Source organism: Bradyrhizobium sp. MI1.11, assembly GCF_055811255.1.
This window is the reverse complement of record NZ_JBVVPM010000060.1, coordinates 1-22,197: the sequence shown is the minus strand read 5'-3', so window position 1 is coordinate 22,197 and position 22,197 is coordinate 1. Positions and strand designations below refer to the sequence as shown.

The window sequence follows — 22,197 nt, the reverse complement described above, 5'->3', positions numbered from 1 at the left end:
CGGCTAGCCCGCATATTCGTGAGTGATGTCACGGTAGACATACCGATCGCGGATCTCTTGATTGAAGAACGTACCCTTCGAACGCACATCCTTGAACGCGGCGGCGACCTCGGGCGGAACGTCCGCGTAGACATAGAGGCGTCCGCTGACGAAAGTCACGGTCAGCTCACGCCTATCGGGGGCATAGCGGAAAAAGCGGATCACGGAAGACGGCATGGCTGTGCACCTTGTGCGCCAAGGTAACGCCGTGTCAGCCGTTTCGTTTCTATCCGAACCGATCCTTCCAGGCCGGCATCGCGCCGGCGAACGGCAGGGCCGTTGCGTTGTAGATGCCGCGGGCGATCGCGCGTGCGACCACGTTGGCGGCGACCGTGCCGAGCTCAGTAAGGCCGACCAGCGGCTCGATCGGCTTCTCGCCCGTTGCGGCGGCGAACAGCACGTCGCCGTCGGTCGGGGCGTGCACCGGATAGATCGCACGGGCGAAGCCGGTATGCGCGATCATCGCAAGCCGCTTGGCTTGGGCCTTGGTCAGCGTGGCATCGGTGACGACGAGGCCGATCGTGGTGTTCTCACGCGCGCTCGCGGCGGGTCCGCCCTTGATGCGCATCGCCAGCATGTCCGGCGTGAACGCGGACGGCAGGCCGCGCCCGCCGAACTCGCCGTTCTCCTCGAACGGCGCAGCCCAGAACCAAGGCCCTTCGCCAATGGTTGCGCTGCCGACCGCGTTGACGACCACGATCGCGGCGACCTTGATGCCATTGGCCAGGACCGCGGAGGCCGAGCCTAGTCCACCCTTGAAGGTCGCGGTGGTGGCACCGAGGCCGGCGCCGACGCTGCCCAGCGCGAAATCGTCGCCGGCGGCCAACGCTGCGGCGTAGCCGAGATCGCGATAGGGCGCGAAGCGTCCCCAGGCCTTGTCGCCACCGTTGAGCAGGTCGAAAACGATCGCGCCCGGCACGATCGGAATCACCGCTTCGCGAATCCGAAGGCCGCGGCCTTGTTCGGCGAGCCAGGCCTGGATGCCGCCGCCGGCGTCGATTCCAAAGGCGGAGCCGCCGGACAGCGCAATCGCGTCAACGCGATCGACGGTGCTGGCGAGGTCGAGCAACGCGTCTTCGCGCGTGCCGGGTCCGCCGCCGCGAACATCGATGGCCGCAACCGCGGGGGCGTCGAAGATGATTGCGGTCGTGCCAGTGGCGATTTTCGCATCCTCGGCATGGCCGACGCGGACGCCGGCGATATCGGTGAGAAGGTTTTTCAAGGCGGCTCCGAAGGCTGAAAGGCGCTCGCTTCAGCGATATCGCAGGGATGCCGCAGGCTCAACCCGCGAGCGCGGTCCGCAGCATCTTGGCGAGTTCGGACTTGCGGTAGGGCTTCGCCAGCAGCAGCACGCCGGAATCGAGCCGCCCGTGATGGACGATAGCGTTCTCGGTGTAGCCCGAGGTGAACAGCGTCTTCAGGTCGGGGCGGCGGCGAGCCGCCTCGTCGGCGAGCTGGCGGCCGTTCATGTTGCCGGGCATGATGACGTCCGTGAACAGCAGGTCGATGTTCTTGTCGGCGTCGATGATGACGAGGGCCTCGGCCGCGTTGGCGGCTTCGAGGGCGGTATAGCCGAGGCTCTTGATCTGAGTCACGACATATTGCCGTACCAGCGCGTCGTCCTCGACGATCAGGATCTTTTCGCGGCCGCCGGTGACGGGTGCGTTCTGGAGCGCCTCGAATTCGGTCTCCTGCACGCCGCTCGAGCGCGGCAGGTAGATCTTCACGCTCGTGCCGTGGCCTTCCTCGCTGTAGATCTTGATGTGTCCGCCGGACTGCTTGACGAAGCCGAACACCATGCTGAGCCCGAGGCCGGTGCCCTTGCCGACCTCCTTCGTGGTGAAGAAGGGATCGAACACCCGGTCCATCAACTCCGGCGGGATTCCGGAGCCGGTATCGCTGACGGCGATCATGACGTAATTGCCGGCCACCACGTCGGGATTCATGCTGGCATAGCCGTCGTCGAGGAAGATGTTGCGGGTCTCCAGCACCAGCGTGCCGCCGTCGGGCATGGCATCGCGCGCGTTCAGCGCGAGATTGAGGATCGCGGTGGAAAGCTGACCCGGGTCGATAAGTGCCGGCCACGCATCTTCGGTGAGCTGCGGCATGATGGTGATCTGCTCGCCAAGCGTGGGATGCAGGAGCTTTGCGGCCTCGAGCGTCAATGCGTTGACGTCGATTTCGCGCGGCTGGAGCGGCTGCTTGCGGGCGAAGGCGAGCAGATGCTTGGTCAGTTGCGCGCCGCGCTCGGCGGCGTCGTCGATCAGCTTGGTGATGGCGGCGAGCTCGGGACGGTCAGCGACCGCGTCCGCCAAAATTCCGATGGTGCCGGTGATGACGGTCAGCACATTGTTGAAGTCGTGCGCGACACCGCCGGTCAGTTGACCGATGGAATCCATCTTCTGGACGTGCCTGAACTGCGCCTCGGCTGCCTGCTTCTCGGTGAGGTCGCGGCCGATGAAGAAATGGCGCTTGACCGGCTCGGACCAGGTGCCCATCCAGTTCAGCGTGACCTCGTGACCGTCGTAATGGTAGTAGCGTGCCTCGAAGCTGCGCTTGACCGCGCCACGCCGCGCCGCGCGCATCTCGTCGCGCGTCTTCTGGAGGTCATCGGGATGAATGAACTCGGTGGCGCTGTGCCCGATCATGTCTTCCGGATTCAAGCCGAGAATGGTCTTCACGCTCGGGCTGACCTGGATGAAATTGCCAAAACCGTCGGTGACCAGGATCAGGTCCTGTGAGGTCTCGAAGATCCGCTCCCGCTCCTCGACCTCGCGGCGCAGTTTTTCTCGTGCCTGCTTCTCTTCCGTGATGTCGTGGGCGATCTTGGAGGCGCCGATGATCTCTCCGCTGGCTGTTTTGAGCGGAGAAACATTGAGGACGACATCGACGCGCCGGCCGTCCTTGCGGATGCGGACCGTCTCGTGCTGGGCGATCGTTTCGTTGCCGCCGACCCGGTTCAGGATACCCCTGACCTCGGCCTTGCGGTCCTCCGGCACGATGATGTCGATGGGCTGCCCGATGGCCTCCGCGGCGGCATAGCCGAACAGATGTTCGGCGGCCTTGTTCCAGCCCGTGATGACACCGTCGAGCGTCTTCGTGATGATGGCATCATTGGCGGATTCGACGACGGCGCCGTACAGGGCAAGGCGCTTGCCGTAGTAATCGCGATCCAATGCCGACTGCTGGCGCAGCCTGCCGACGAGGCCCAGCGTGTGCGCCTGGAGGCGGACATTTTCGATCAGGAGCACCGCAAGCACGAAGGTCGCCGCGCAAAGGCCGTAGACACGACCGGCGTAGAAGCCGAGATCGAAGCGCGCGACGTTGACGATCGCCGACAGCGCGATGTCGAACAGCCATGCGCACATCACCACCATGAGCCAGACATCGATGACCGAATGCGGACGGCGGAACCACAGCGAGACCAGCGCGGCGAAACTCAAGGACCAGACAAAGGACACCACGCCGATCATGATCTGCGTGTAACGGCCATCGCGCAGCAGGACCGGAAGCAGGTCGTGCTGGGCAATGACGGCCCAGGTCAAGACGATCATGACCGCGACGACGCCGACCACGCTGGCGTAGATCGCCTTGCTTGCCGAGCCCGCGATCCTGGCGCCGCCCTCGGCCTCCTTCAGCCAGGCATAGGCCAGCACACAGAGTGGGAAGCCGCCGTGCCAGATCATGTAGAGCCAGACCGTGGTCTGCTGGTTGGCCCCCAGCAACCCGGTCGGCGAAAAGAGTCCGGGGAAGGTGAGGGCGTGGACCACGGCGGCGGCGGCGGTGAACAGATAGCCGGCCGCGAGCACGAGCAGCGCGCGGGTCCTGAGCACCGCAAACTGCGACAACAGCAGGACCGCCGTCACGATGTCCGCGACGACGAGAGCGGATTGATAGCTCGCGACGAAGGCTGGCACAGGCAGCAGCGGGATACCTGCGAAGGGCACGGCCATTGCGAACAGGATCGAGGAGACGCCCACGATCGTCAATGCTGCGGTGCGGTCTTTCGGGGTCGCCGGCAGCGTCGAAAGGAATGTGTTCCGATCGGTCGGCGCGGACACGTGCAGCTCTCGCAGATCGGTCTTGAGCATTTTTGCCAATCTCATTTGGCTTAATCAGTTTCTGTCCATGGTAGCTAGTTCTGGGCACGCATCATGACAAAACCCACCGCGACTCAACCGAAGGTTACAGCTTACTTAATTTTAGGGGGAACGCGCACGGGGGATCGGGTAAGATGCGCTTTACTGGACGGTGCTATAATGCTCTCCCGCTGCTACGGGTTCCAGGTTTGAATCAGGCATTTTGATTTCACGATCCGGGAGTTGTTCCTATGCCCCGCGTTCTCATCATCGACGACCAGAAGGACGTCCGGGCGATGGTCGCGATCGTGCTGCGCGTCAACCGTTACGACGTCGTTGAGGCCGATAGCGGCGCAGCCGGGGTAAAAGCCTTCACCGACGCCCGCTTCGATGCGGCAATCGTGGACATTTTCCTCGGCGATACCAGCGGCGTCGAGGTCATCGCGACCCTGCGCGAGCTTGCATCGACCCTCCCGGTCGTTGCCGTGTCGGGGATGACGGCGCTGGATTTCATGGAACAATCGCCTCACCTTGCCAACGTGGTCTGCCTGCAAAAGCCGTTTCGGCCGAACGATCTTCTTCAAGCGCTAAGGAAGGCCCAAGTCGCGGCGGACGGCGCGCTGCCCGCAGCCGTCTGTTCCTGACGCAGGAAGAAACGCCCCGGGGCAAGCCGGGGCGCGATGATGATTTGATGAGGCCTTCAGGCCCCGGCAACCGTGCTTAGGTGCCGTTGCCGCTGATCGCGGCGTAGCCGCCCTTGGCGTCCCATTTGTAGACGACGTAGTCGAGCTGCTTGATGTCGCCCTTGGCGTCATACTCGATCGGCCCGATCACGGTGTCCCACTTGCCGGCCTTGATGGCCGCCATGACCTTCTTGGCATCTGTGGTGCCGGCCTTCTTGGCCGCCTGCGACCAGACCTGCATCGCCGCGTAGGTGTAGAGCGTGTAGCCCTCGGGATCGATGTTCTTGGCCTTGAAGGCCTCGACGATCTTCTTCGCGGTCGGCTTGTTGCGCGGATCGGGGCCGAAGGTGAACAGCGTGCCTTCGCCGGCCGGGCCGGTGATGGAGGCGTATTCCTTGTCAGCGAGCGCGTCGCCGGCCATCAGCACGGTCTTGAGGCCCTGGTCGCGCATCTGGCGCAAGATCAGGCCGCTCTCCTGATGGTAGCCCCCGACATAGACGAGATCGATGTTGTCGCGCTTCAGTCGCGAGACGATCGCGTTGAAGTCCTTGTCGCCCTTATTGTAGGACTCGTACATCTTCTCGGTGACGCCCGCCTTGTTGAGCGCCTTCTTGGTCTCGTCCGCAAGACCCTTGCCGTAGGTGGTCTTGTCGTTGAGGATGGCGATGTTCTTGCCCTTGTAGTTCTTGGCGATGTACTGGGCGGCGACCAGGCCCTGCTGGTCGTCGCGGCCGCAGACGCGCGCCACGTTCCACAGTCCGCTATCGGTGAACTTCGGATTGGTGGAGGCGGGAGTAATCTGGAGCACGTTGCCGTCGGCATAGGCTTCCGACGCCGGGATCGACGACGACGAGCAATAATGCCCGGCCACGAAGGGGATCTTCGCGCCGGCGATCTTCTCGGCGATCGAGCGCGCCTGCTTCGGATCGCAGGCGTCGTCCTCGACGGACAGCGCGAGCTTCTTGCCATTGAGACCGCCGGCGGCGTTGATGTCGGCTACGGCCATCTCGGCGCCGTTCTTCATCTGGCGGCCGAAAGCGGACTCGCCGCCGGTCATCGGACCTGCGACTGCGACGGTGACATCCTGCGCGAATGCTGCGCTCGACAGCGCGATCGATGCGCCGAATGCCAGACCGATGAGCTTCAGTGATTTCATGAGATACCTCGAGGGTGGTCGCCTGTGGAAGTTACCGGGCATACCCGGTTCAAACCGGCGCCATTCTTGAATGAATTCGAGGAGAAGTCACCGGCAAAATACGGGCATGGGCAGAGATATCTCGCCACATTCGGCAGCACGGGTTCGCCTTGGGCGGCCTCAACCGTGCCGGCCGCCTTCCAGGTAGGCGGCGCGAATCTCGGGGCGCTGCAACAACTCGGCGCCGGTCCCGGCCAGCGTGATCAGGCCATTGACCATGACATAGCCGCGATGGGCGAGCTTGAGCGCATGGTTGGCGTTCTGCTCGACGATCAGCACGGTCAGGCCATCCTGCCGGTTCAGGGTGCGGATCGCATCGAAAATCTGGCGCGCGATCAGCGGCGCCAGACCGAGCGAGGGCTCGTCGAGCAGGAGCAGGCGAGGACGGCTCATCAAGGCGCGGCCGATGGCCAGCATCTGCTGCTCGCCGCCGGACAGGGTTCCGCCACGCTGGCCGTAGCGTTCCTTCAGCCGCGGAAACAGCGTGAACACGCGTTGTAGCGTCGTCTCGCGTTCCGCGTCGGTGCATTCGGTGGCGTCCGCCCCCATCTGGAGATTTTCCGCCACGCTCATGCGCGGGAAGATGCGGCGGCCTTCCGGCGATTGCGCGATGCGCAAATGCGCGATCTCGTGGGTGGGCACTTCGGTGATGTCACGGCCTTCGTACAGGATCTGGCCGGCGCGGGCGCGCGGCTTGCCGAAGATCGTCATCATTAGTGTCGATTTGCCGGCACCATTGGCGCCGATCAGCGCCACGATCTCGCCGGCATTGATATCGAGGTCGACGCCTTTCAGCGCCTCGATCTTGCCGTAGGAGGCGCGAAGGCCGTGGACCGCGAGCAGGGCAGTGGGCGATGTCACGACCCGCTCTCCATCACGGCCACCGCCTCTTCCTCATCGGTGCCGAGATAAGCGGCGATCACCTTTGGATCGTCGCGAACCTCGCGCGGGGAGCCTTCAGAGATCTTCACACCGTGGTCCATCACCACGATGTGGTCGGAGATCTCCATCACCACAGACATGTCGTGCTCGATCAGCAGGATCGAGGTGCCGAGCTCGTTGCGGATCGACAGCAGCAGTTCGCTCAGGGCGGCACTCTCGCGCGCATTGAGCCCGGCGGCGGGTTCGTCCAGGCACAAGAGCGCGGGTTCGGTGCACATCGCGCGTGCGATCTCGAGCCGTCGCTGGTCGCCATAGGCAAAATTACCGGCGGCATCGTCGGCGCGATCGAGCAAATTGACCCGCTTGAGCCAGTCGGTGGCGAGATCGATCGCGCGTTTCTCGGCGCCGCGGTAGACGGGCGCGCCAATGAGCCCGAGCAAGGTGAAGCCGGAGGCGCGCATCAGCGCGTTGTGCTGCGCCACCATCAGGTTTTCCAGCGCGGTCATGCCGGGAAACAGGCGGATATTCTGGAAGGTGCGGGCGACCTTGGCCTGCTTGGCGATGCGGAAATCGTTCAGCCGTTCCAGCGCGATCACCTTGCCGTCGTCATGGCTGAGGCGGATGGCGCCGCCGCTCGGCTTGTAGAACCCGGTGATGCAGTTGAAGACCGTCGTCTTACCGGCACCGTTGGGTCCGATCAGCGCGGTGATCTTGTTCCGCTCTGCAGCAAACGACAGGTCCTGGACTGCGACGATGCCGCCGAAGCGCATGGTGAGCCGGTCGACCTCGAGAATCTGGTCGCGGCTCATCCGTGCCCCTCCTTGACGAGGTCGGATGAGATCGCGTGGGCCTTGGTCAGGTACACGGTCGGTGCGCGATGGCCGATCAGGCCGCGCGGCCGCCAGATCATGATCAGCACCATGGCCATGCCGAACACCAGCATGCGGTAGCTCTCGAGGCTGCGGAACAGCTCGAAACCGCCGATCATGGCGAGTGCGGAGAGCGCCACGCCAAGCTGCGAGCCCATGCCGCCGAGCACGACGATGGCGAGCACCAGCGCCGATTCCTGGAAGGTGAAGGATTCGGGGCTGATGAAGCCCTGGCGGGTCGCGAAGAACGCGCCGGCAAAGCCGCCGAACATCGCACCGGTCGCGAATGCCGTGAGCTTGGTGGTCGTGGTGTTGATGCCGAGCGCACGGCAGGCGACCTCGTCCTCGCGCAGGGCTTCCCAGGCGCGGCCGATCGGCAGGCGGCGCAGCCGGATCGTCACCCAGTTGGTGAGCAGCGCGAGCGCCAGGATCAGGTAGAACAGGAAGACGATGCGGTGGGTCGGCGAATATTCGATGCCGAGCCTGGCGGCGAGCCCGTTGTCGCTGTTGTCGAGGGGGATACCGAAGAAGGAGGGGCGGGGAATGCTGGAGACGCCGTTGGGCCCGCCTGTCAGATCCTGCCAATTGATGATGACGAGGCGGATGATCTCGCCGAAGGCGAGCGTCACGATGGCGAGATAGTCGCCGCGCAGGCGCAGCACGGGGAAGCCGAGCAGCACGCCCCAGAATGCGGCGAGGACGCCCGCTAGAGGCAGGCAGATCCAGAATGACCAGCCGAAATTGGTCGCGAGCAGCGCGTAAGAATAGGCGCCGACCGCATAGAAGGCGACGTAGCCGAGATCGAGCAGGCCGGCCAGCCCGACCACGACGTTCAGCCCCCAGCCAAGCATCACATAGGTGAGCACGAGGATGGCGAGATCGAGGATGTAGCGCTGGTCATAGAAGATCACGGGCACCAGCAGCGTGAAGATCAGGAGCGCCGGTGCGAGATAGCGGCCGAGGAACGACATTCCGCTCTGCACCGCCGGCGGCACCAGCTTCTCGGCGCCCGTTGGACCGATCCATTGCTTGAGCAGCTCGAGCACGATCGAACCGCCGAATACCGCGGCAACGAGGGAGGCTACATCGCCGAAGCGCGTCCAATAGGTGAGCTGGCCGTCGGAACCAGCTTCGGTGCGGACGCCGACCATCAGCGAGAACAGCACCAGCGCGATCAGCGCGTTGACGCAGGCGGTCTTCAGGAGAGCGGGGATGCCCGATGCAGTTTTGGCCGTATTGATCGAGGGAGTTTTCACGCGCGCGACCGTCAGACTTTTTCGACTTCGGGGCGGCCGAGCAGGCCGGTCGGCATGAAGATCAGCACGACGATCAGGATCGAGAACGCGGCGACGTCCTTGTATTCGACCGAGAAATAGGCCGACCAGAACGTCTCGATCAGCCCGATCGCCAGCCCCCCGAGCATGGCGCCGGGCAGCGAGCCGATGCCGCCGAGTACGGCCGCGGTGAACGCCTTGATGCCGGCGACGAAGCCCATGAAGAAATCGACCAAGCCGTAATAGAGCAGGTACATCAGGCCGGCCACTGCGGCGAGCGCAGCGCCGATCACGAAAGTCATGGAGATGGTTCGGTCGACGTTGACGCCGAGCAGCGCCGCCATGGTCTGGTCCTGCTCGCAGGCGCGCATGTCGCGCCCGAGCCGGGTGCGCGACACCAGCCAGGTGAAGATCGCCAGCAGCACGATGGTGGTGATGACCACCACGATCTGGATGTTGGAGAGCTGGATGACGAAGCCATCGGCGCTCTCGTGCAGCGTATAGCCGCCGGTGATCACTGGCGGCACTGGCTTTACCCGCGCGCCTTGCGCCACCTGCGAATAGTTGGTCAGCACGAACGACATGCCGATCGCCGACAGCATCGGCGCGAGGCGGAAGGAGTGGCGCAGCGGACGGTAGGCGATGCGCTCGATGGTCCAGCCATACAGGGCGGTGACCGCCATCGAGACCAGAATCACGATCAAGAGGATCACCGGGACCGCAGTCAGGCCGGTCGAGACCAGGAGCAGGAAGGTGATCAGCGCGATGAAGCCGCCGATCATGAAGACATCGCCATGGGCGAAGTTGATCATGCCGACGATGCCGTAGACCATCGTGTAGCCGATCGCGATCAGCCCGTAGATCGAGCCGAGCACGAGGCCGTTGATGAGCTGCTGGGCGAAATAATCCATAGGCTGCCGTACCCAAATCTGACGCGGCTCAAAGGGAGCTCTTCGAGAGAGAGTGCTGGTTTCTTCTCGGGCCCCGGCAGCCCTTAAGCATTCTCGTTTTGTAACAGGAGGGAACTGGCGGCTGCAACCGGCCCCGCCTCTGCATCAAGGCTTTTACAGAGATCATTTGGCGCTCTGGTTCCCCCCGCAATGGGCGGAACCGGTTCCCCCGGTGCCCCAATTGCAAGCCTGTGGGTGCCAGTTAAGGTAAACAAAGGGTTTAAATTGCCACCACAGTCTGATGCGAGTTAGCTCCCGGCAAAGCCTTCCATCGAAGGCGCGGACCAAACGAAGCGGGAAGCGGCATGTTCGGAAACTGGCGGATCGGTTCGGTCAACGGCGCACTTCTGGCGGCCTATTTCATCCCGGCCTGGACCCTCGTCGCCTTCAACATCATGGTGGCGCCGGTGCACGGCCTCTATGAGCGGCCGAGCGTCGCAGTGGCGCTTTTCCTCAGCGACCATCTCCAGATGGCGGGGATGGACACGGTGCGCGCCGCCTGGCTGCTGGCACTGGGGCGACTGACGGTGGTGGCGTTCTTTGCGATCTACCTTGCGCTGCTCTGCATTCCCCGCATCCGCAAGAACGGGGGTAGCGACGAAGCGCTCGGCATTGCGCTTGCGATCGGCAGCCTGATCTCGTTTGCGAGCATGATCATGGCTTCGAAGGTCGGCGAGATGGCCGCGCTGCGGCTGCACGCCACCGAGCTCCTGCTCTTGCTCGGTGCCGCCATCGTGGTGGTGATCGAACGGCCCGAGGCGGCGCCCAAGATCGTTCAGAAGACCGTAGAGGCCACTCCGCCGCTAGGTCTTGAGCAGGCCGAGCTCCTGCACAATCGCTGAGGCTTCCTTGACGGCGTGGTTCGCCGCCGGCACGCCGCAATAGATCGCCTGCTGCAGCAGGATTTCCTTGATGTCGTCGGGCGTGAAGCCGCCCTCGGCGAGGGCCGCGCGCACATGCAGGCGGAATTCGTCCCATTGGCCAAGCGCAACCATGGTGCCGATCACCAGCACCCGCCGCGTGCGCTCGTCGAAATGCGGCCGCGTCCAGGTCTCGCCCCAGGCGTAGCGGGTGATCATGTCCTGGAAATCGGTGTTGAATGCATTGCGACCCGCGATCGACTTGTCGACCCAGGCATTGCCCAGCACTTTTCGGCGCACGTTCATGCCGGCATCGCGGCGTTTCTGGTCGTCCATTCTCTATCCTCCTCTCCGTCATTGCGAGGTAGCGAAGCAATCCAGTCTGTCACCGCGGAGGGATTTCTGGATTGCTTCGCTGCGCTCGCAATCACGGTTGTGACTAACGTTGCGTCAAAAAGCCCACCACCGCGTCGGTGAACGCGTGCGGCTGCTCGACATTGGAAATGTGGGCGGCGTCGATGATGGTCATGCTCGCGCCGGGAATGCTTGAGCGGATCAATTCACCCGCCGAAATCGGCGTCGCCATGTCGTGGCGGCCGGCGATCACCAGTGTCGGGCTCTTGATCTTCGGCAGCAGCGCGCGCTGGTCGAGCGTCGACAGCGCCTCGCAGCAGGCGAGATAGCCTTCGACCGGCGAGGCCAGCAGCATCGCCTTCATCCTGGCGGTGATGTCGGGCGCGCGCTCGCGGAAATCCTGGGTGAGCCAGCCGGCGATAACGGCATCGGCGACGGAAGCGATGCCGCCCTTCTTCACGGCGTCGATGCGCTCGAGCCATTTGGTTGGCTCGGCATAGTAGCAGGAGGTGTTGGCGAGGATGAGCTTGCCGAAGCGCTCCGGCGCGTTCGCGCCCAGCCATTGCCCGACCATGCCGCCCATCGACAGGCCGCACCAGTGCACTTTCTCGATATTGAGGTCGTCGAGGATGGCCAGCACGTCGCGGCCGAAGCGCTCCATCGTATAGGGGCCAGGCGGAACGTTGGACTTGCCGTGGCCGCGGCGGTCGTAGCGGATGACGCGGAATATCTGCGTCAGTGCCTTCATCTGCGGCTCCCACATCTGCAGCATGCAGCCGAGCGAGTTTGACAGCATCAGCGTCGGCCCGCCGTCGCGGCCCTCGACGGAGACGTTGATCAGGCAACCGTCGGCATCGATCATGGGCATGCGGGCGTCTCCGTTTATTTGCGCTCAGGACTGTTTTATTCGCGTTCGAGGCTGTCGAGCAGACGGTCGATCAGGGCTTGGGAAGCGCCTTGATAGGCCATCGGCTCGAACAACGCCGCAATTTTTTCCGGCGAAAGATGCGCAGTGACCTGCGAATCGGCTGCGAGCACCTCGCGCAGATGCTTCTTCTCGACGACCGCGCGCTTGCTCGCGGCTTCGACGAGATGATGCGCATCGCTCTTGCCGATCGTCTCGGCCAGGGCGAAGGTGACCGCTTCCGCCATGATCAGGCCGTGGGTCGCATCGAGATTGCTGCGCATGCGCGCTGCATCGACATCGAGTCCTTCCGCGATGTCGACTATGGCTGCGAGGGCACCGGAGGTGACCAGCATCAATTGCGGCAGCGTCGGCCATTCCGCGTGCCACGGGCCAGCGCTGCGCTCATGGTCCTGCACCTGGGCCGCGAAAATCGTCGCGGCGAGCTGCGGCGCCATGGTTGCGCAGCCGAGCGCACTTGCGGCCGCGACCGGGTTGCGCTTGTGCGGCATGGTCGAGGAGCCGCCGCGGCCTTCCCCTGCCGGCTCGAACGCCTCGGCAACGTCGGTCTGCATCAGCAGCGAGACGTCGCGCGCAATCTTGCCGCAGCTGCCGGCGAGAATCGCAAAGGCTGATGCGACTTCCGCGATGCGGTCGCGGTGGGTGTGCCAGGGGGCTTCGGGCAGCGGCAGGTTCAGCTCTTGCGCTAGCCGTTCGGAAACGACAAGCCCCTTGTCGCCAAGGGCTGCAAGCGTGCCGGCCGCACCGCCGAATTGCAGTGCGAGGCCCTCGCGGGAGAGCCGCCTGAGGCGGCAGCGGGCGCGGGCGAGGCTTGCGGCATATTCGGCGGCCTTCAGGCCGAACGGCATCGGCAGGGCGTGCTGGAGCCAGGTTCGCGCCACCATTGCCGTGTTGCGGTGGGCCCGCGCCAGTGCGGCAAAGCCCTTGATGGCGCGGCTGAGATCGGCGTCCAATGCATCGATGCCGGCGCGAAGCGTGAGCATGGTCGCGGTGTCGATGACGTCCTGGCTGGTCGCGCCCCAATGCACGTAGCGGGCGGCCTCTGCGTCGGCCCTGCCGACATTGGCGGTCAGAATCTTGACCAGGGGGATCGCGAGATTGCCGGATCGAGTGGCGGCCTCGGCCAGCGCGGCCATGTCAAAGACATCGGCCTTGCACGCGGTTTCGATCGGGCCCACCGCGGACGTGGGAATCACACCCGTAGCCGCCTCGGCTCGGGCCAGTGCTGCCTCGAAATCGAGCATGTTCTGGAGGGTCGACCGGTCGTCGCAGACCGTACGCATGGCCACGCTCGACAGCATCGGCGCGAGCAGGGGGGAGAGGGATGTGCTCATATTGTGCGGGACCTAACCACCATGGCCCGCCTGTGCCAATCCCAAACCGGCGGCGCAAGCTTTTTGCAGTTGCGAATATGCATTGCACGTGACCGAGGCCACCCTTTCTTTTGCCGCCTCCGTGCGGTACTTGAGCTGCCTTATAGTTTAGTTGCGCGATCCATCCCGGGAGGCACCCAATGGCCATGACGATGAACGGCGAAGTCCAGCTTGCGGCGCCGCGCGAGGCCGTGTGGGCCAAGCTCAACGATGCCGAGGTGCTAAAGGCCTGCATCCCCGGCTGCGAGGAGCTGGAGAAGACCGAGGATGGCGGCTTTCGTGCGACGGCGAAAATGAAGGTCGGCCCGGTGTCGGCGCGCTTCAAGGGCAAGGTCACGCTGTCCGATCTCGATCCGCCGAACGGCTACAAGATCTCCGGCGAAGGCGAGGGCGGGGTGGCTGGGTTCGCCAAGGGAGGCGCCGTGGTCAAGCTTGCGGAGAAGGACGGCGGTACGCTTTTGTCCTACGAGGTCGAGGCGCAGATCGGCGGCAAGTTGGCGCAGCTCGGCCAGCGCCTGATCAACGGCGCCGCCAAGAAACTGGCCGACGAATTTTTCGCGAACTTCGCCAAGGCGGTACAGGGCTGAGGGCCGATGCCTCAAGCATTGCGCCTTCCGGCATATCGCGTTTTGTCATGGCGCCTTGCATTCCCGGTGATGTTGCCCCGGGGCATATTGGCCCATATGATGGGTCGGAATAATTATAAGAACCGCTTCGACGGGACCCGTCGGGGCGCTGATAGAGAGTGCTTATGGCAAAAATCTCCCTCATCGTGAACGGCAATCCTGTCACGGCCAACGTCGATCCCCGCACCCTGCTGGTGCAGTTCCTGCGCGAGAATCTGCGGCTCACCGGCACCCATGTCGGCTGCGACACCTCGCAGTGCGGCGCCTGCGTCGTGCATCTGGACGGCAAGGCCGTGAAGTCCTGCACCACGCTCGCCGTGATGGCCGATGGCCACGAGGTCAAGACGATCGAGGGGTTGGCCGCCGACGGCGCGCCGCTGCATCCGATGCAGGAGGCCTTCCGCGAACACCATGGACTGCAGTGCGGCTTCTGCACGCCCGGCATGATCATGACCGCGATCGACATCGTCCATCGCAAGGGCAACGAGCTCGACGACCACACCATCCGCGAGGAGCTGGAAGGCAATCTCTGCCGCTGCACCGGCTACCAGAACATCGTCACCTCGATCTCCGCCGGCGCCAAGGCGATGGCGAAATCCGATCTCGCGTAAACCGCGCGCGCACTCTGCGATCAGGACATTCAGATGTACGACTTCAAATACCATCGCCCCGGGACAGTTCGGCAGGCCGCCAACCTCCTGGTGAAGAACGAAGACGCCAAGGTGATCGCCGGCGGCCACACGCTGATTCCCGTCATGAAGCAGCGCCTCGCCAGCCCGCCGCATCTGGTCGACCTCTCCCATATCGATGGGCTCAACACGATCGAGATGAAGGGCCGCGCGCTCGTGATCGGTGCCACCGCCAGGCATGCCGAGGTCGCAACCTCGGCTATCGTCGGCGAGGCGATCCCGGCGCTCGCGAACCTTGCCGGCCAGATCGGCGATCCCGCCGTGCGCCACAAGGGCACGATCGGCGGCTCGCTCGCCAACAACGATCCGACTGCCGACTATCCGGCTGCCGTGTTGGCGCTGGGCGCCACCATCGTCACCAACAAGCGCCGCCTCAAGGCAGAGGAGTATTTCCAAGGCCTGTTCACGACGGCGCTCGAAGCCGACGAGATCATCACCAAGGTGATGTTCCCGCTGCCGAAGAAGGCGGCCTATATCAAGTTCCGCAACCAGGCCTCGCGTTACGCGCTGGTCGGCGTGTTCGTGGCGCGGCGTCCCTCCGACGTGCGCGTCGCGGTCACCGGCGCCGGCTCCGAAGGCGTGTTCCGTGTCACCGCGTTCGAGGAAGCCCTGAAAAAGCGCTTCGCCGCGAAAGCGCTTGACGGCATCGAGGTGCCGGCGGACGGCCTCAACAGCGACATCCATGGCAGCGCCGAATACCGCGCGCACCTCATCGGCGTGCTGACGCGGCGTGCCCTCGACGCCGCCAACGCCAAGGAGTGAGTGATCCTCACGCCTCGGCCCAAACTTGTCCCGGTGAGGGCGTAGCGAGACTGGCTTTTTCATGACCTCAGTGGCCAACACGTCCGGTGCCTTGCCGGCATCGGTCGATTCGATGCTCGAACTCCTGACGTCGCGCGGCTATCTCGCCGAGCGATCGCTGGCCACGGTGACCTATCTGTCGCTGCGCATGGGTCGGCCGCTGTTTCTGGAAGGCGAGGCCGGCGTCGGCAAGACCGAGATCGCAAAAGTGCTGTCGGCGGCACTGGGGCGGAAGCTGATCCGCCTGCAGTGTTACGAAGGCCTCGACGTCTCCTCGGCGGTCTACGAGTGGAATAGCGCCGCGCAGATGATCGCGATCCGGATGGCCGAGGCCGCCGGCGACACCGATCGCGATCAATTGTCGTCCGACATCTTCGCCGATCGCTACATGATCAAGCGACCGCTGCTCCAGGCGCTTGAGCCTGACGTCGCCGGGCCGCCGGTCCTTCTGATCGACGAGCTCGACCGCGCCGACGAGGCGTTCGAGGCGTATCTGCTCGAAATCCTCAGCGACTTCCAGGTGACGATTCCCGAATTCGGCACCGTGAAGGCGCCGAGCCCGCCGATTGTCATCATCACCTCCAACCGCACCCGCGAGATCCACGACGCGCTGAAGCGGCGCTGTCTCTATCACTGGGTCGATTATCCCGACGCCGATCGCGAGCTCGCGATCGTCAAGTCGCGCGTGCCGGGCATCTCCGCAAAATTGTCGCAGCAGGTCGTGCGCTTCGTCCAGGCACTACGCAATCAGGATTTCTACAAATCGCCGGGCGTCGCCGAGACCATCGACTGGGCCACCGCACTGTCGGAGCTCGACGCCCGCTCGCTGACCCCGCAAGTGGTCGGCGACACGCTGGGCGCGCTGCTCAAATACCAGGACGACATCACGCGGATGCAGGGCGACACCTTGCAGAAGGTGCTGAAGGAAGCGACGAGCGACTAACTTGTCATTCCGGGTGCGACGAAGTTGCGAGCCCGGAATCCATTGTGCGGCGGGGATTATGGATAAATGGATTCCGGGTTCACGCTTCGCGTGCCCCGGAATGACGGCAGAGACAGCAGACTATGGCCATCAATCACCTGGCGCCTGAGCAGACCGAGCAGTTCGCCGACAACATCGTGGGCTTCGCCCGCGCGCTGCGTTCGGCCGGCATGCCGGTCGGGCCGGGTGCGGTCATCGATGCCATGAGCGCGCTTGAGGTGATCGACATCGGCAACCGCGCCGACGTCTTCACCACGCTTGAGGCGATCTTCGTCAAGCGCCACGAGCATGCGCTGATTTTCAAGCAGGCCTTCAACCTATTCTTCCGCGCCTCGGAAGAGTGGAAGCACATGCTGGATTCGGTGCCGTTGCCGGAGCAGGCCAAGAAGAAGCCCCAGGCAGGCTCGCGCCGTGTGCAGGAAGCGATGTCGCAGCCGCGCATGACGGAGACGCCACAGCACCAGGAGCAGGATTTGCGCCTGTCGGTTTCGGACAAGGAAATCCTTCAGAAAAAGGATTTTGCGCAGATGAGCGCGGCCGAGATCACCGAAGCGCTCCGCGCCGTCGAGCGGATGCGGTTGCCGCAGGCCGAGCTTCTGACGCGTCGGCACCGGCCCGATCCCCGCGGCCTGCGCCTCGATCTCCGCCGCACGCTGCGTGCCTCGTTGCGCACTGGCGGCGACATCATCGACATCCATCGCCTCGGGCGGATCGAGAAACCGGCGCCGATCGTGGCGCTGCTCGACATCTCGGGCTCGATGAGCGAGTACACCCGACTGTTCCTGCATTTCCTGCATGCCATAGGGGACGCGCGAAAACGTGTCTCGGTGTTCCTGTTCGGCACTCGCCTCACCAACGTGACCCGGGCGCTGCGCCAGCGCGACCCCGACGAGGCGCTGGCGAGCTGCTCGGCCTCCGTCGAGGACTGGGCCGGCGGCACCCGGATCTCGGCGTCCCTGCACAATTTCAACAAATTGTGGGCCCGGCGCGTGCTGAGCCAGGGCGCCATCGTGCTGCTGATCTCCGACGGGCTCGAGCGGGAGGCCGATTCCAAGCTGGCCTTCGAGATGGACCGGCTGCACCGCTCCTGCCGGCGGCTGATCTGGCTCAACCCGCTGCTGCGGTTCGGCGGCTTCGAGGCCAAGGCGCAGGGCATCAAAATGATGCTCCCGCACGTTGACGAATTCCGTCCGGTACATAATTTGAGCTCGATCCAGGAGCTGATCATCACACTCTCCGGGCCGCTGCCGCCGCATCACCGCAGCCTGATCCGCTCCGCAGCCTGAGAGGTAGCCATGCTCGATCGCGACGAGGATATTCTGAAGGCGGCGGAGGACTGGCAGAAGGCCGGTCGTGGCGTCGCGCTCGCCACCGTGGTGGAGACCTGGGGCTCGGCACCGCGTCCGGCGGGCTCGAGCCTCGTCATCAATGACGAGGGCACGTTCCTGGGGTCCGTCTCCGGCGGCTGCGTCGAGGGCGCCGTGGTCACCGAGGCCATGGATGTGATCCAGAGCGGCAAGCCCAGGATGCTGGAGTTTGGCGTTGCCGACGAGACTGCCTGGAATGTCGGGCTGTCCTGCGGCGGCACCATCCGCGTCTTCGTCGAGAAAGTCGGCTAGCCGTGAAGCTCGCAATCCTGCACGAACTCAATGCCGAGCGCGCCGCCCGCCGCCCGGTGATCCTGGTGACCGACACCGAAAGCGGCGAGCAGCGCCTGGTGAAGGCCGAGGACTTCAGTAAGGATCCCCTGCGCGCCGAACTCGACAAGCAGCTTCGCATGGGCAAAAGCGCCAGCGTCGAAGCCGGCGGCAAGAAGCTCTTCCTCAACGTCTATGCCCCGACCGCGAAGCTCGTCATCGTCGGCGCCGTCCATATCAGCCAGGCCCTGGCACCGCTGGCGCGCTCGCTCGGCTACGACGTCACCGTGGTCGATCCGCGCACGGCCTTTGCGAGCCCCGAGCGCTTCCCCGACGTTCCACTGGTCGCGGAATGGCCCGACACGGCGCTGCCGCCGCTCAATGTGGATGCCTACACGGCATTCGTCGCGGTGACGCACGATCCCAAGATCGACGACCCCGCGTTGCTGCACGCCTTCGAGCGCAACTGCTTCTATATCGGCGCACTCGGCTCGCGAAAGACGCACGCCAAGCGCGGCGACCGGCTGCGGGCGCAGGGCGCCAAGGAGAGCGACATCGCGCGCATCCACGCGCCGATCGGGCTTGCGATCGGCGCGGTCTCGCCGTCCGAGATCGCGGTGTCGATCATGGCCGAGATCACGGCGGTGCTTCGGCTGCCGCCCAAGGAAAAAGAAGAAGCCGCATGAAGTTCGGCCCAGCGAGCCCCAGGGATGCGATCGGCGGGGTGACCGTCCACACCCTGCGCCAGGGACCGCTGGTGCTGAAGAAGGGCACGACGATCGGGCCCACCGAGGTCGAGGCGCTGGAGCGCGCCGGCATCCAGGAAATCGTGGTGGTGCGGATGGAGGAGGGCGATGTCTCCGAGGACATCGCGGCTGCCAGCATCGCGCTCGCCGTCGGTGGTGATGGCATTCATGTCGAGCGGGCCTTCACCGGTCGCGCCAATCTGTTCGCCGCGCGCCCGGGCGTGCTGGTGATCGATCGCGCCGCGGTGGATCGCATCAACAATATCGACGAGGCCATTACCTTTGCCACGCTCTCGGCCTTCAAGCCGGTGGTCGAGGGCGAGATGGTCGGCACCGTCAAGATCATCCCGTTCGGCGTCGAAGGAAACTTGCGTGATGCCGCGGTAAAGGCCGCGGGTCGCGACGTTCTGAAGATCGCGCCTTACGTCATCAAGCGTGTCGGCGTGGTCTCGACGCTGCTGCCCGGCCTGTCCTCCAAGGTGATCGACAAGACGTTGCGCGTCACCGCCGAGCGGCTGGCGCCGGCCGGCGCCGGCATCATCGCCGAGCGGCGGGTCCCGCATGAGGAGCAGGCGCTTTCGGCTGCGATCAAGGAATTACTGGGACTTGGCGCCGAGCTCGTGATCGTGTTCGGGGCATCTGCGATCGCCGACCGCCGCGACGTGATCCCTGCGGCCGTGACCGAAATCGGCGGCGAGATCGAGCATTTCGGCATGCCGGTCGATCCCGGCAATCTGCTGCTGATTGCCCGGGCCGGCACCGTGCCGGTGCTGGGCGCGCCCGGCTGCGCGCGCTCGCCGGTCGAGAACGGGTTCGATTGGGTACTGATGCGGCTGCTGGCCGGCATCAAGGTGACGCGGTCCGAGCTGATGGGCATGGGCGTCGGTGGCCTCCTCATGGAGATCGTCACGCGCCCGCAGCCGCGCGCAAAACCGGAGATCGAGGGCAACAACCACGTCGCGGTCATCGTGCTCGCAGCGGGCCGTTCGACCCGGATGGGTGGGCCGAACAAGCTACTGGCCGAGCTCGACGGCAAGAAGCTGGTGCGGATTGCGACCGAGCAGGCGCTGGCCTCGAAAGCATCGGAGGTCATCGTCGTCACCGGCCATCAGACCGAGCTGATCGAGCAAGCCTTGCAAGGTCTGAAGGTGCGTATCGTCAAGAATCCGGATTTCGCCGGCGGCATCGCAAGCTCGGTCAAGGCGGGCATCGCGGCCGTTCCCGAAGCTTGCGACGGCGCTGTGGTCTGCCTCGGCGACATGCCGCTGATCGATGCCGGTCTGATCGACCGTCTCATCGACGCGTTCGCACCCGACCGCGGCAATCTCATCGTCGTGCCCGTCAGCGAGGGCCGCCGCGGCAATCCCGTGCTGTGGTCGCGCCGCTTCTTCAAGGAGTTGATGACGCTCGACGGCGATGTCGGCGCGCGTCACCTGATCGCGAAGCACACCGAGGCGGTCGCCGAAGTGCCGGTCGACGGCGAGAGCGCCTTTCTCGACATCGACACGCCGCAGGCATTGGAAGCGGCACGGCGGGGCTGACGCTGCCGTAGAAGTGGGCAAAGGCGCACAGCGCCGATGTCCGCGGCTCGCCTACTTCTTCGTATTCGATAGCTTCTCGACCCCGGCCTTCAGCTCGACACCGCTCTTCGTCAACAGGGTCTTGTCGCCGGTGTTGAACGTAAACGTGTCGGCGCCCGCGCTGATGCCGTTCCACGCGACGGCTTCTGCGATGGACAGATACCACAATCCCTGGAATCCCGATGAATTGTTCAATTGTCCGGTCCACACGGTGGTCGATCCGCAGCCAAGGAAGTTCACCGAGAAACTGATCGCGGTGCCAGTGCTACCGTAGGCCAGCCAACCCGTCACGCCTTGCGGCTTGCCTTCGTCGCAGCTGTTCGCAGCATTGTTGGTATAGGTCCCCGTGATGGCACCTGTCGTCGTGTTGACGTTGGTGATGGCCAGGGTCGAGCCATACTGGTTGGTCCAGGTCCAGTTCACCGACTGCGCATATGCGGGCAAGGGTCCGACGAGACAGGCCGACGCGAGCATTCCGAACAGCATTGCATTGATGTGGCGCATGGTCGCTTCCTCCGGCTCTCTGAGCTTCACGACCTTAAATAACGCGATTGAAAAACACAACTATAAAGTGCATATTCATGCCGCTATTCCGGCGCGGCTTTTCAACCACGCGTTCACCAAGTGGAAACGACCGACGCTTAGAGTCGCCTTCGCCTGCCTTGGGGGGAGGGGTTTTTCATGGCTTCGAACGTCGTCGCGCGCCGTTGCGCGATGTTTTTCTTTGCGCTGTCCGTCTACGTCGCGGGCGCTCGCCATATCACGGATGCGCACGCCGCCGGAGCATTTGCGGTCGGCAAGTGCGGCGCCTATGGCCAGGCCTTTGATTATGGCGCCGAGCACGATGCGCGTGCGGCGGCGCAGAAGCAGTGCAAGGGCGATTGCACGACCGTGACGATGAAGCGCGCCTGCGCCGCGATGTCGGTCGATCTTTCCAATCCCTGCGGCGCCTATGGCTATGCCGTCAAGCCGAAGATCTCGGCCACGCTCAATGCCGCCACGCGCGAATGCTACAAATACGGCGGCAAGGAATGCGTGATCCGCGCCTGGGCCTGCGACGCGAAGGGTTGATTCCTGTTGCCGTCATTCCGATGGTGCGTAGCGTCGAATCCGGAATGACAGTCGAGGAGTTGCATGCAGTTCGATACCAAGATCGCCGTCGTGATCCGCACCGATCTTCAGGCCTGGCAGAAGCTCAACGTCGCGGCCTTCCTTACCAGCGGCATTGCCGCGGCCTTTCCGGAATGCATCGGCGAGCCCTATGAGGACGCGTCGGGTACGAAATATCACGCGCTGATCGGTCAGCCGATCCTGATCTATGGCGCCGACGGTCCCGCATTGACGCGTGCGCTCGATCGGGCGCTGACGCGCAGCGTCAAGCCGGCGGTCTATACCGAGGACATGTTTAAGACCACGCACGATGCTGCCAACCGCGAAGCGGTGAGGGCGGTGGCGCGGACCGATCTCAACCTCGTCGGTCTCGCCGTGCGCGCCGAGCGCAAGGTGATCGACAAGATCGTCGATGGGCTGAGGTTTCATAGTTGAGGCGGGTGCTTGTTGTTTCACCTCTCCCGCTTGCGAGGGCTTTGCGTAAATCGCGAATCTGCGATTCTCTAAGAGACATCTGAAGAGGATCTGGGGATGGCATATCGG

The 22,197-nt window shown here is 64.3% G+C and carries 24 protein-coding genes; 12 read left to right on the top strand and 12 right to left on the bottom strand.

Annotated elements, in window-relative coordinates; translation table 11 throughout:
* Positions 1 to 3 precede the first annotated feature (3 nt).
* Genes AC0L30_RS35725 through AC0L30_RS35715 form a run of 3 tightly spaced genes read right to left on the bottom strand, consistent with a single transcriptional unit; the run spans position 4 to position 4,130 of the window.
* Positions 4 to 216, bottom strand: coding sequence for a KTSC domain-containing protein (locus AC0L30_RS35725; protein WP_354128094.1), 213 nt, complete (start codon positions 214 to 216; stop codon positions 4 to 6).
* A gap of 49 nt (positions 217 to 265) precedes the next feature.
* Positions 266 to 1,261 carry a P1 family peptidase gene (locus AC0L30_RS35720; protein ID WP_354128095.1) on the bottom strand — a complete coding sequence of 332 codons (996 nt, stop codon included), beginning with the start codon at positions 1,259 to 1,261 and terminating at the stop codon, positions 266 to 268.
* 58 nt (positions 1,262 to 1,319) lie between these two features.
* Positions 1,320 to 4,130: a PAS domain S-box protein gene (locus tag AC0L30_RS35715; protein ID WP_007602391.1), complete on the bottom strand. Its 2,811-nt coding sequence runs from the start codon at positions 4,128 to 4,130 to the stop codon at positions 1,320 to 1,322.
* Between the two features lie 239 nt (positions 4,131 to 4,369).
* Here AC0L30_RS35715 and AC0L30_RS35710 point away from each other — a divergent pair, with 239 nt between their 5' ends.
* Positions 4,370 to 4,762 carry a response regulator gene (locus AC0L30_RS35710; protein WP_473406295.1) on the top strand — a complete coding sequence of 131 codons (393 nt, stop codon included), beginning with the start codon at positions 4,370 to 4,372 and terminating at the stop codon, positions 4,760 to 4,762.
* A 76-nt stretch (positions 4,763 to 4,838) separates the two neighbouring features.
* Here AC0L30_RS35710 and AC0L30_RS35705 read toward each other — a convergent pair whose 3' ends face one another.
* The 5 genes from AC0L30_RS35705 to AC0L30_RS35685 form a co-directional block, all read right to left on the bottom strand.
* Positions 4,839 to 5,957, bottom strand: a complete 1,119-nt coding sequence (locus tag AC0L30_RS35705) for a branched-chain amino acid ABC transporter substrate-binding protein (RefSeq protein WP_007602405.1) — start codon at positions 5,955 to 5,957, stop codon at positions 4,839 to 4,841.
* A gap of 159 nt (positions 5,958 to 6,116) precedes the next feature.
* Positions 6,117 to 6,857, bottom strand: coding sequence for an ABC transporter ATP-binding protein (locus AC0L30_RS35700; RefSeq protein WP_007602407.1), 741 nt, complete (start codon positions 6,855 to 6,857; stop codon positions 6,117 to 6,119).
* Positions 6,854 to 7,687 (bottom strand): ABC transporter ATP-binding protein, encoded by an 834-nt coding sequence (locus tag AC0L30_RS35695; protein WP_007602409.1) that lies wholly within the window; start codon positions 7,685 to 7,687, stop codon positions 6,854 to 6,856. The genes AC0L30_RS35700 and AC0L30_RS35695 overlap by 4 nt, the downstream gene beginning before the upstream one ends.
* Positions 7,684 to 9,003, bottom strand: a complete 1,320-nt coding sequence (livM, locus tag AC0L30_RS35690; RefSeq protein WP_219684958.1) for a high-affinity branched-chain amino acid ABC transporter permease LivM — start codon at positions 9,001 to 9,003, stop codon at positions 7,684 to 7,686. Before livM ends, AC0L30_RS35695 begins: the two co-directional genes overlap by 4 nt.
* A gap of 11 nt (positions 9,004 to 9,014) precedes the next feature.
* The gene (locus AC0L30_RS35685; RefSeq protein WP_007602412.1) at positions 9,015 to 9,932 is read right to left on the bottom strand and encodes an ABC transporter permease subunit; all 918 of its coding nucleotides are present in this window, start codon (positions 9,930 to 9,932) and stop codon (positions 9,015 to 9,017) included.
* A gap of 344 nt (positions 9,933 to 10,276) precedes the next feature.
* On the opposite strand from AC0L30_RS35685, the gene AC0L30_RS35680 reads away from it, so the two are divergent.
* Positions 10,277 to 10,813, top strand: a complete 537-nt coding sequence (locus AC0L30_RS35680) for a hypothetical protein (protein WP_007602413.1) — start codon at positions 10,277 to 10,279, stop codon at positions 10,811 to 10,813.
* Here AC0L30_RS35680 and AC0L30_RS35675 read toward each other — a convergent pair.
* The 3 genes from AC0L30_RS35675 to AC0L30_RS35665 all read right to left on the bottom strand — a co-directional run bounded on the left by AC0L30_RS35675 (position 10,775) and on the right by AC0L30_RS35665 (position 13,444).
* Complete coding sequence (locus AC0L30_RS35675) at positions 10,775 to 11,167, bottom strand: carboxymuconolactone decarboxylase family protein (RefSeq protein WP_007602414.1); 393 nt, start codon at positions 11,165 to 11,167, stop codon at positions 10,775 to 10,777. The two genes, AC0L30_RS35680 and AC0L30_RS35675, sit on opposite strands and share 39 nt — an antisense overlap.
* 103 nt (positions 11,168 to 11,270) lie before the next feature.
* A complete protein-coding gene (gene pcaD / locus AC0L30_RS35670; RefSeq protein WP_473406294.1) occupies positions 11,271 to 12,053 on the bottom strand; it encodes a 3-oxoadipate enol-lactonase in 783 nt (260 codons plus the stop codon).
* Between the two features lie 35 nt (positions 12,054 to 12,088).
* On the bottom strand, positions 12,089 to 13,444 hold the full coding sequence (locus tag AC0L30_RS35665) for a 3-carboxy-cis,cis-muconate cycloisomerase (protein ID WP_007602416.1): 1,356 nt from the start codon (positions 13,442 to 13,444) through the stop codon (positions 12,089 to 12,091).
* Between the two features lie 179 nt (positions 13,445 to 13,623).
* Between AC0L30_RS35665 and AC0L30_RS35660 the strand changes: the two genes are divergently transcribed.
* The 8 genes from AC0L30_RS35660 to AC0L30_RS35625 all read left to right on the top strand — a co-directional run bounded on the left by AC0L30_RS35660 (position 13,624) and on the right by AC0L30_RS35625 (position 20,505).
* Positions 13,624 to 14,070 carry an SRPBCC family protein gene (locus AC0L30_RS35660; protein WP_007602417.1) on the top strand — a complete coding sequence of 149 codons (447 nt, stop codon included), beginning with the start codon at positions 13,624 to 13,626 and terminating at the stop codon, positions 14,068 to 14,070.
* A gap of 164 nt (positions 14,071 to 14,234) precedes the next feature.
* A complete protein-coding gene (locus tag AC0L30_RS35655) occupies positions 14,235 to 14,720 on the top strand; it encodes a (2Fe-2S)-binding protein (RefSeq protein WP_007602418.1) in 486 nt (161 codons plus the stop codon).
* A gap of 33 nt (positions 14,721 to 14,753) precedes the next feature.
* Positions 14,754 to 15,560, top strand: coding sequence for an FAD binding domain-containing protein (locus AC0L30_RS35650; RefSeq protein WP_007602419.1), 807 nt, complete (start codon positions 14,754 to 14,756; stop codon positions 15,558 to 15,560).
* Between the two features lie 61 nt (positions 15,561 to 15,621).
* Entirely contained in the window at positions 15,622 to 16,542 is a 921-nt protein-coding gene (locus tag AC0L30_RS35645; protein ID WP_219684944.1) for an AAA family ATPase, read from the top strand.
* Between the two features lie 122 nt (positions 16,543 to 16,664).
* Positions 16,665 to 17,867 carry a vWA domain-containing protein gene (locus AC0L30_RS35640; protein ID WP_007602421.1) on the top strand — a complete coding sequence of 401 codons (1,203 nt, stop codon included), beginning with the start codon at positions 16,665 to 16,667 and terminating at the stop codon, positions 17,865 to 17,867.
* 9 nt (positions 17,868 to 17,876) lie between these two features.
* A complete protein-coding gene (locus AC0L30_RS35635) occupies positions 17,877 to 18,200 on the top strand; it encodes an XdhC family protein (RefSeq protein ID WP_007602422.1) in 324 nt (107 codons plus the stop codon).
* A gap of 2 nt (positions 18,201 to 18,202) precedes the next feature.
* A complete protein-coding gene (locus AC0L30_RS35630; RefSeq protein WP_219684945.1) occupies positions 18,203 to 18,904 on the top strand; it encodes an XdhC family protein in 702 nt (233 codons plus the stop codon).
* On the top strand, positions 18,901 to 20,505 hold the full coding sequence (locus tag AC0L30_RS35625) for a molybdopterin-binding/glycosyltransferase family 2 protein (RefSeq protein ID WP_354128098.1): 1,605 nt from the start codon (positions 18,901 to 18,903) through the stop codon (positions 20,503 to 20,505). The genes AC0L30_RS35630 and AC0L30_RS35625 overlap by 4 nt, the downstream gene beginning before the upstream one ends.
* 51 nt (positions 20,506 to 20,556) lie before the next feature.
* Here the strand turns inward: AC0L30_RS35625 and AC0L30_RS35620 are convergent, their stop codons facing one another.
* On the bottom strand, positions 20,557 to 21,048 hold the full coding sequence (locus tag AC0L30_RS35620) for an avidin/streptavidin family protein (protein WP_007602433.1): 492 nt from the start codon (positions 21,046 to 21,048) through the stop codon (positions 20,557 to 20,559).
* Between the two features lie 177 nt (positions 21,049 to 21,225).
* Between AC0L30_RS35620 and AC0L30_RS35615 the strand changes: the two genes are divergently transcribed.
* Together AC0L30_RS35615 and AC0L30_RS35610 are read left to right on the top strand one after the other, a co-directional pair.
* A complete protein-coding gene (locus tag AC0L30_RS35615) occupies positions 21,226 to 21,615 on the top strand; it encodes a DUF4189 domain-containing protein (protein WP_473406293.1) in 390 nt (129 codons plus the stop codon).
* Between the two features lie 63 nt (positions 21,616 to 21,678).
* A complete protein-coding gene (locus AC0L30_RS35610) occupies positions 21,679 to 22,089 on the top strand; it encodes a DUF2000 family protein (protein WP_007602437.1) in 411 nt (136 codons plus the stop codon).
* Positions 22,090 to 22,197 lie beyond the last annotated feature (108 nt).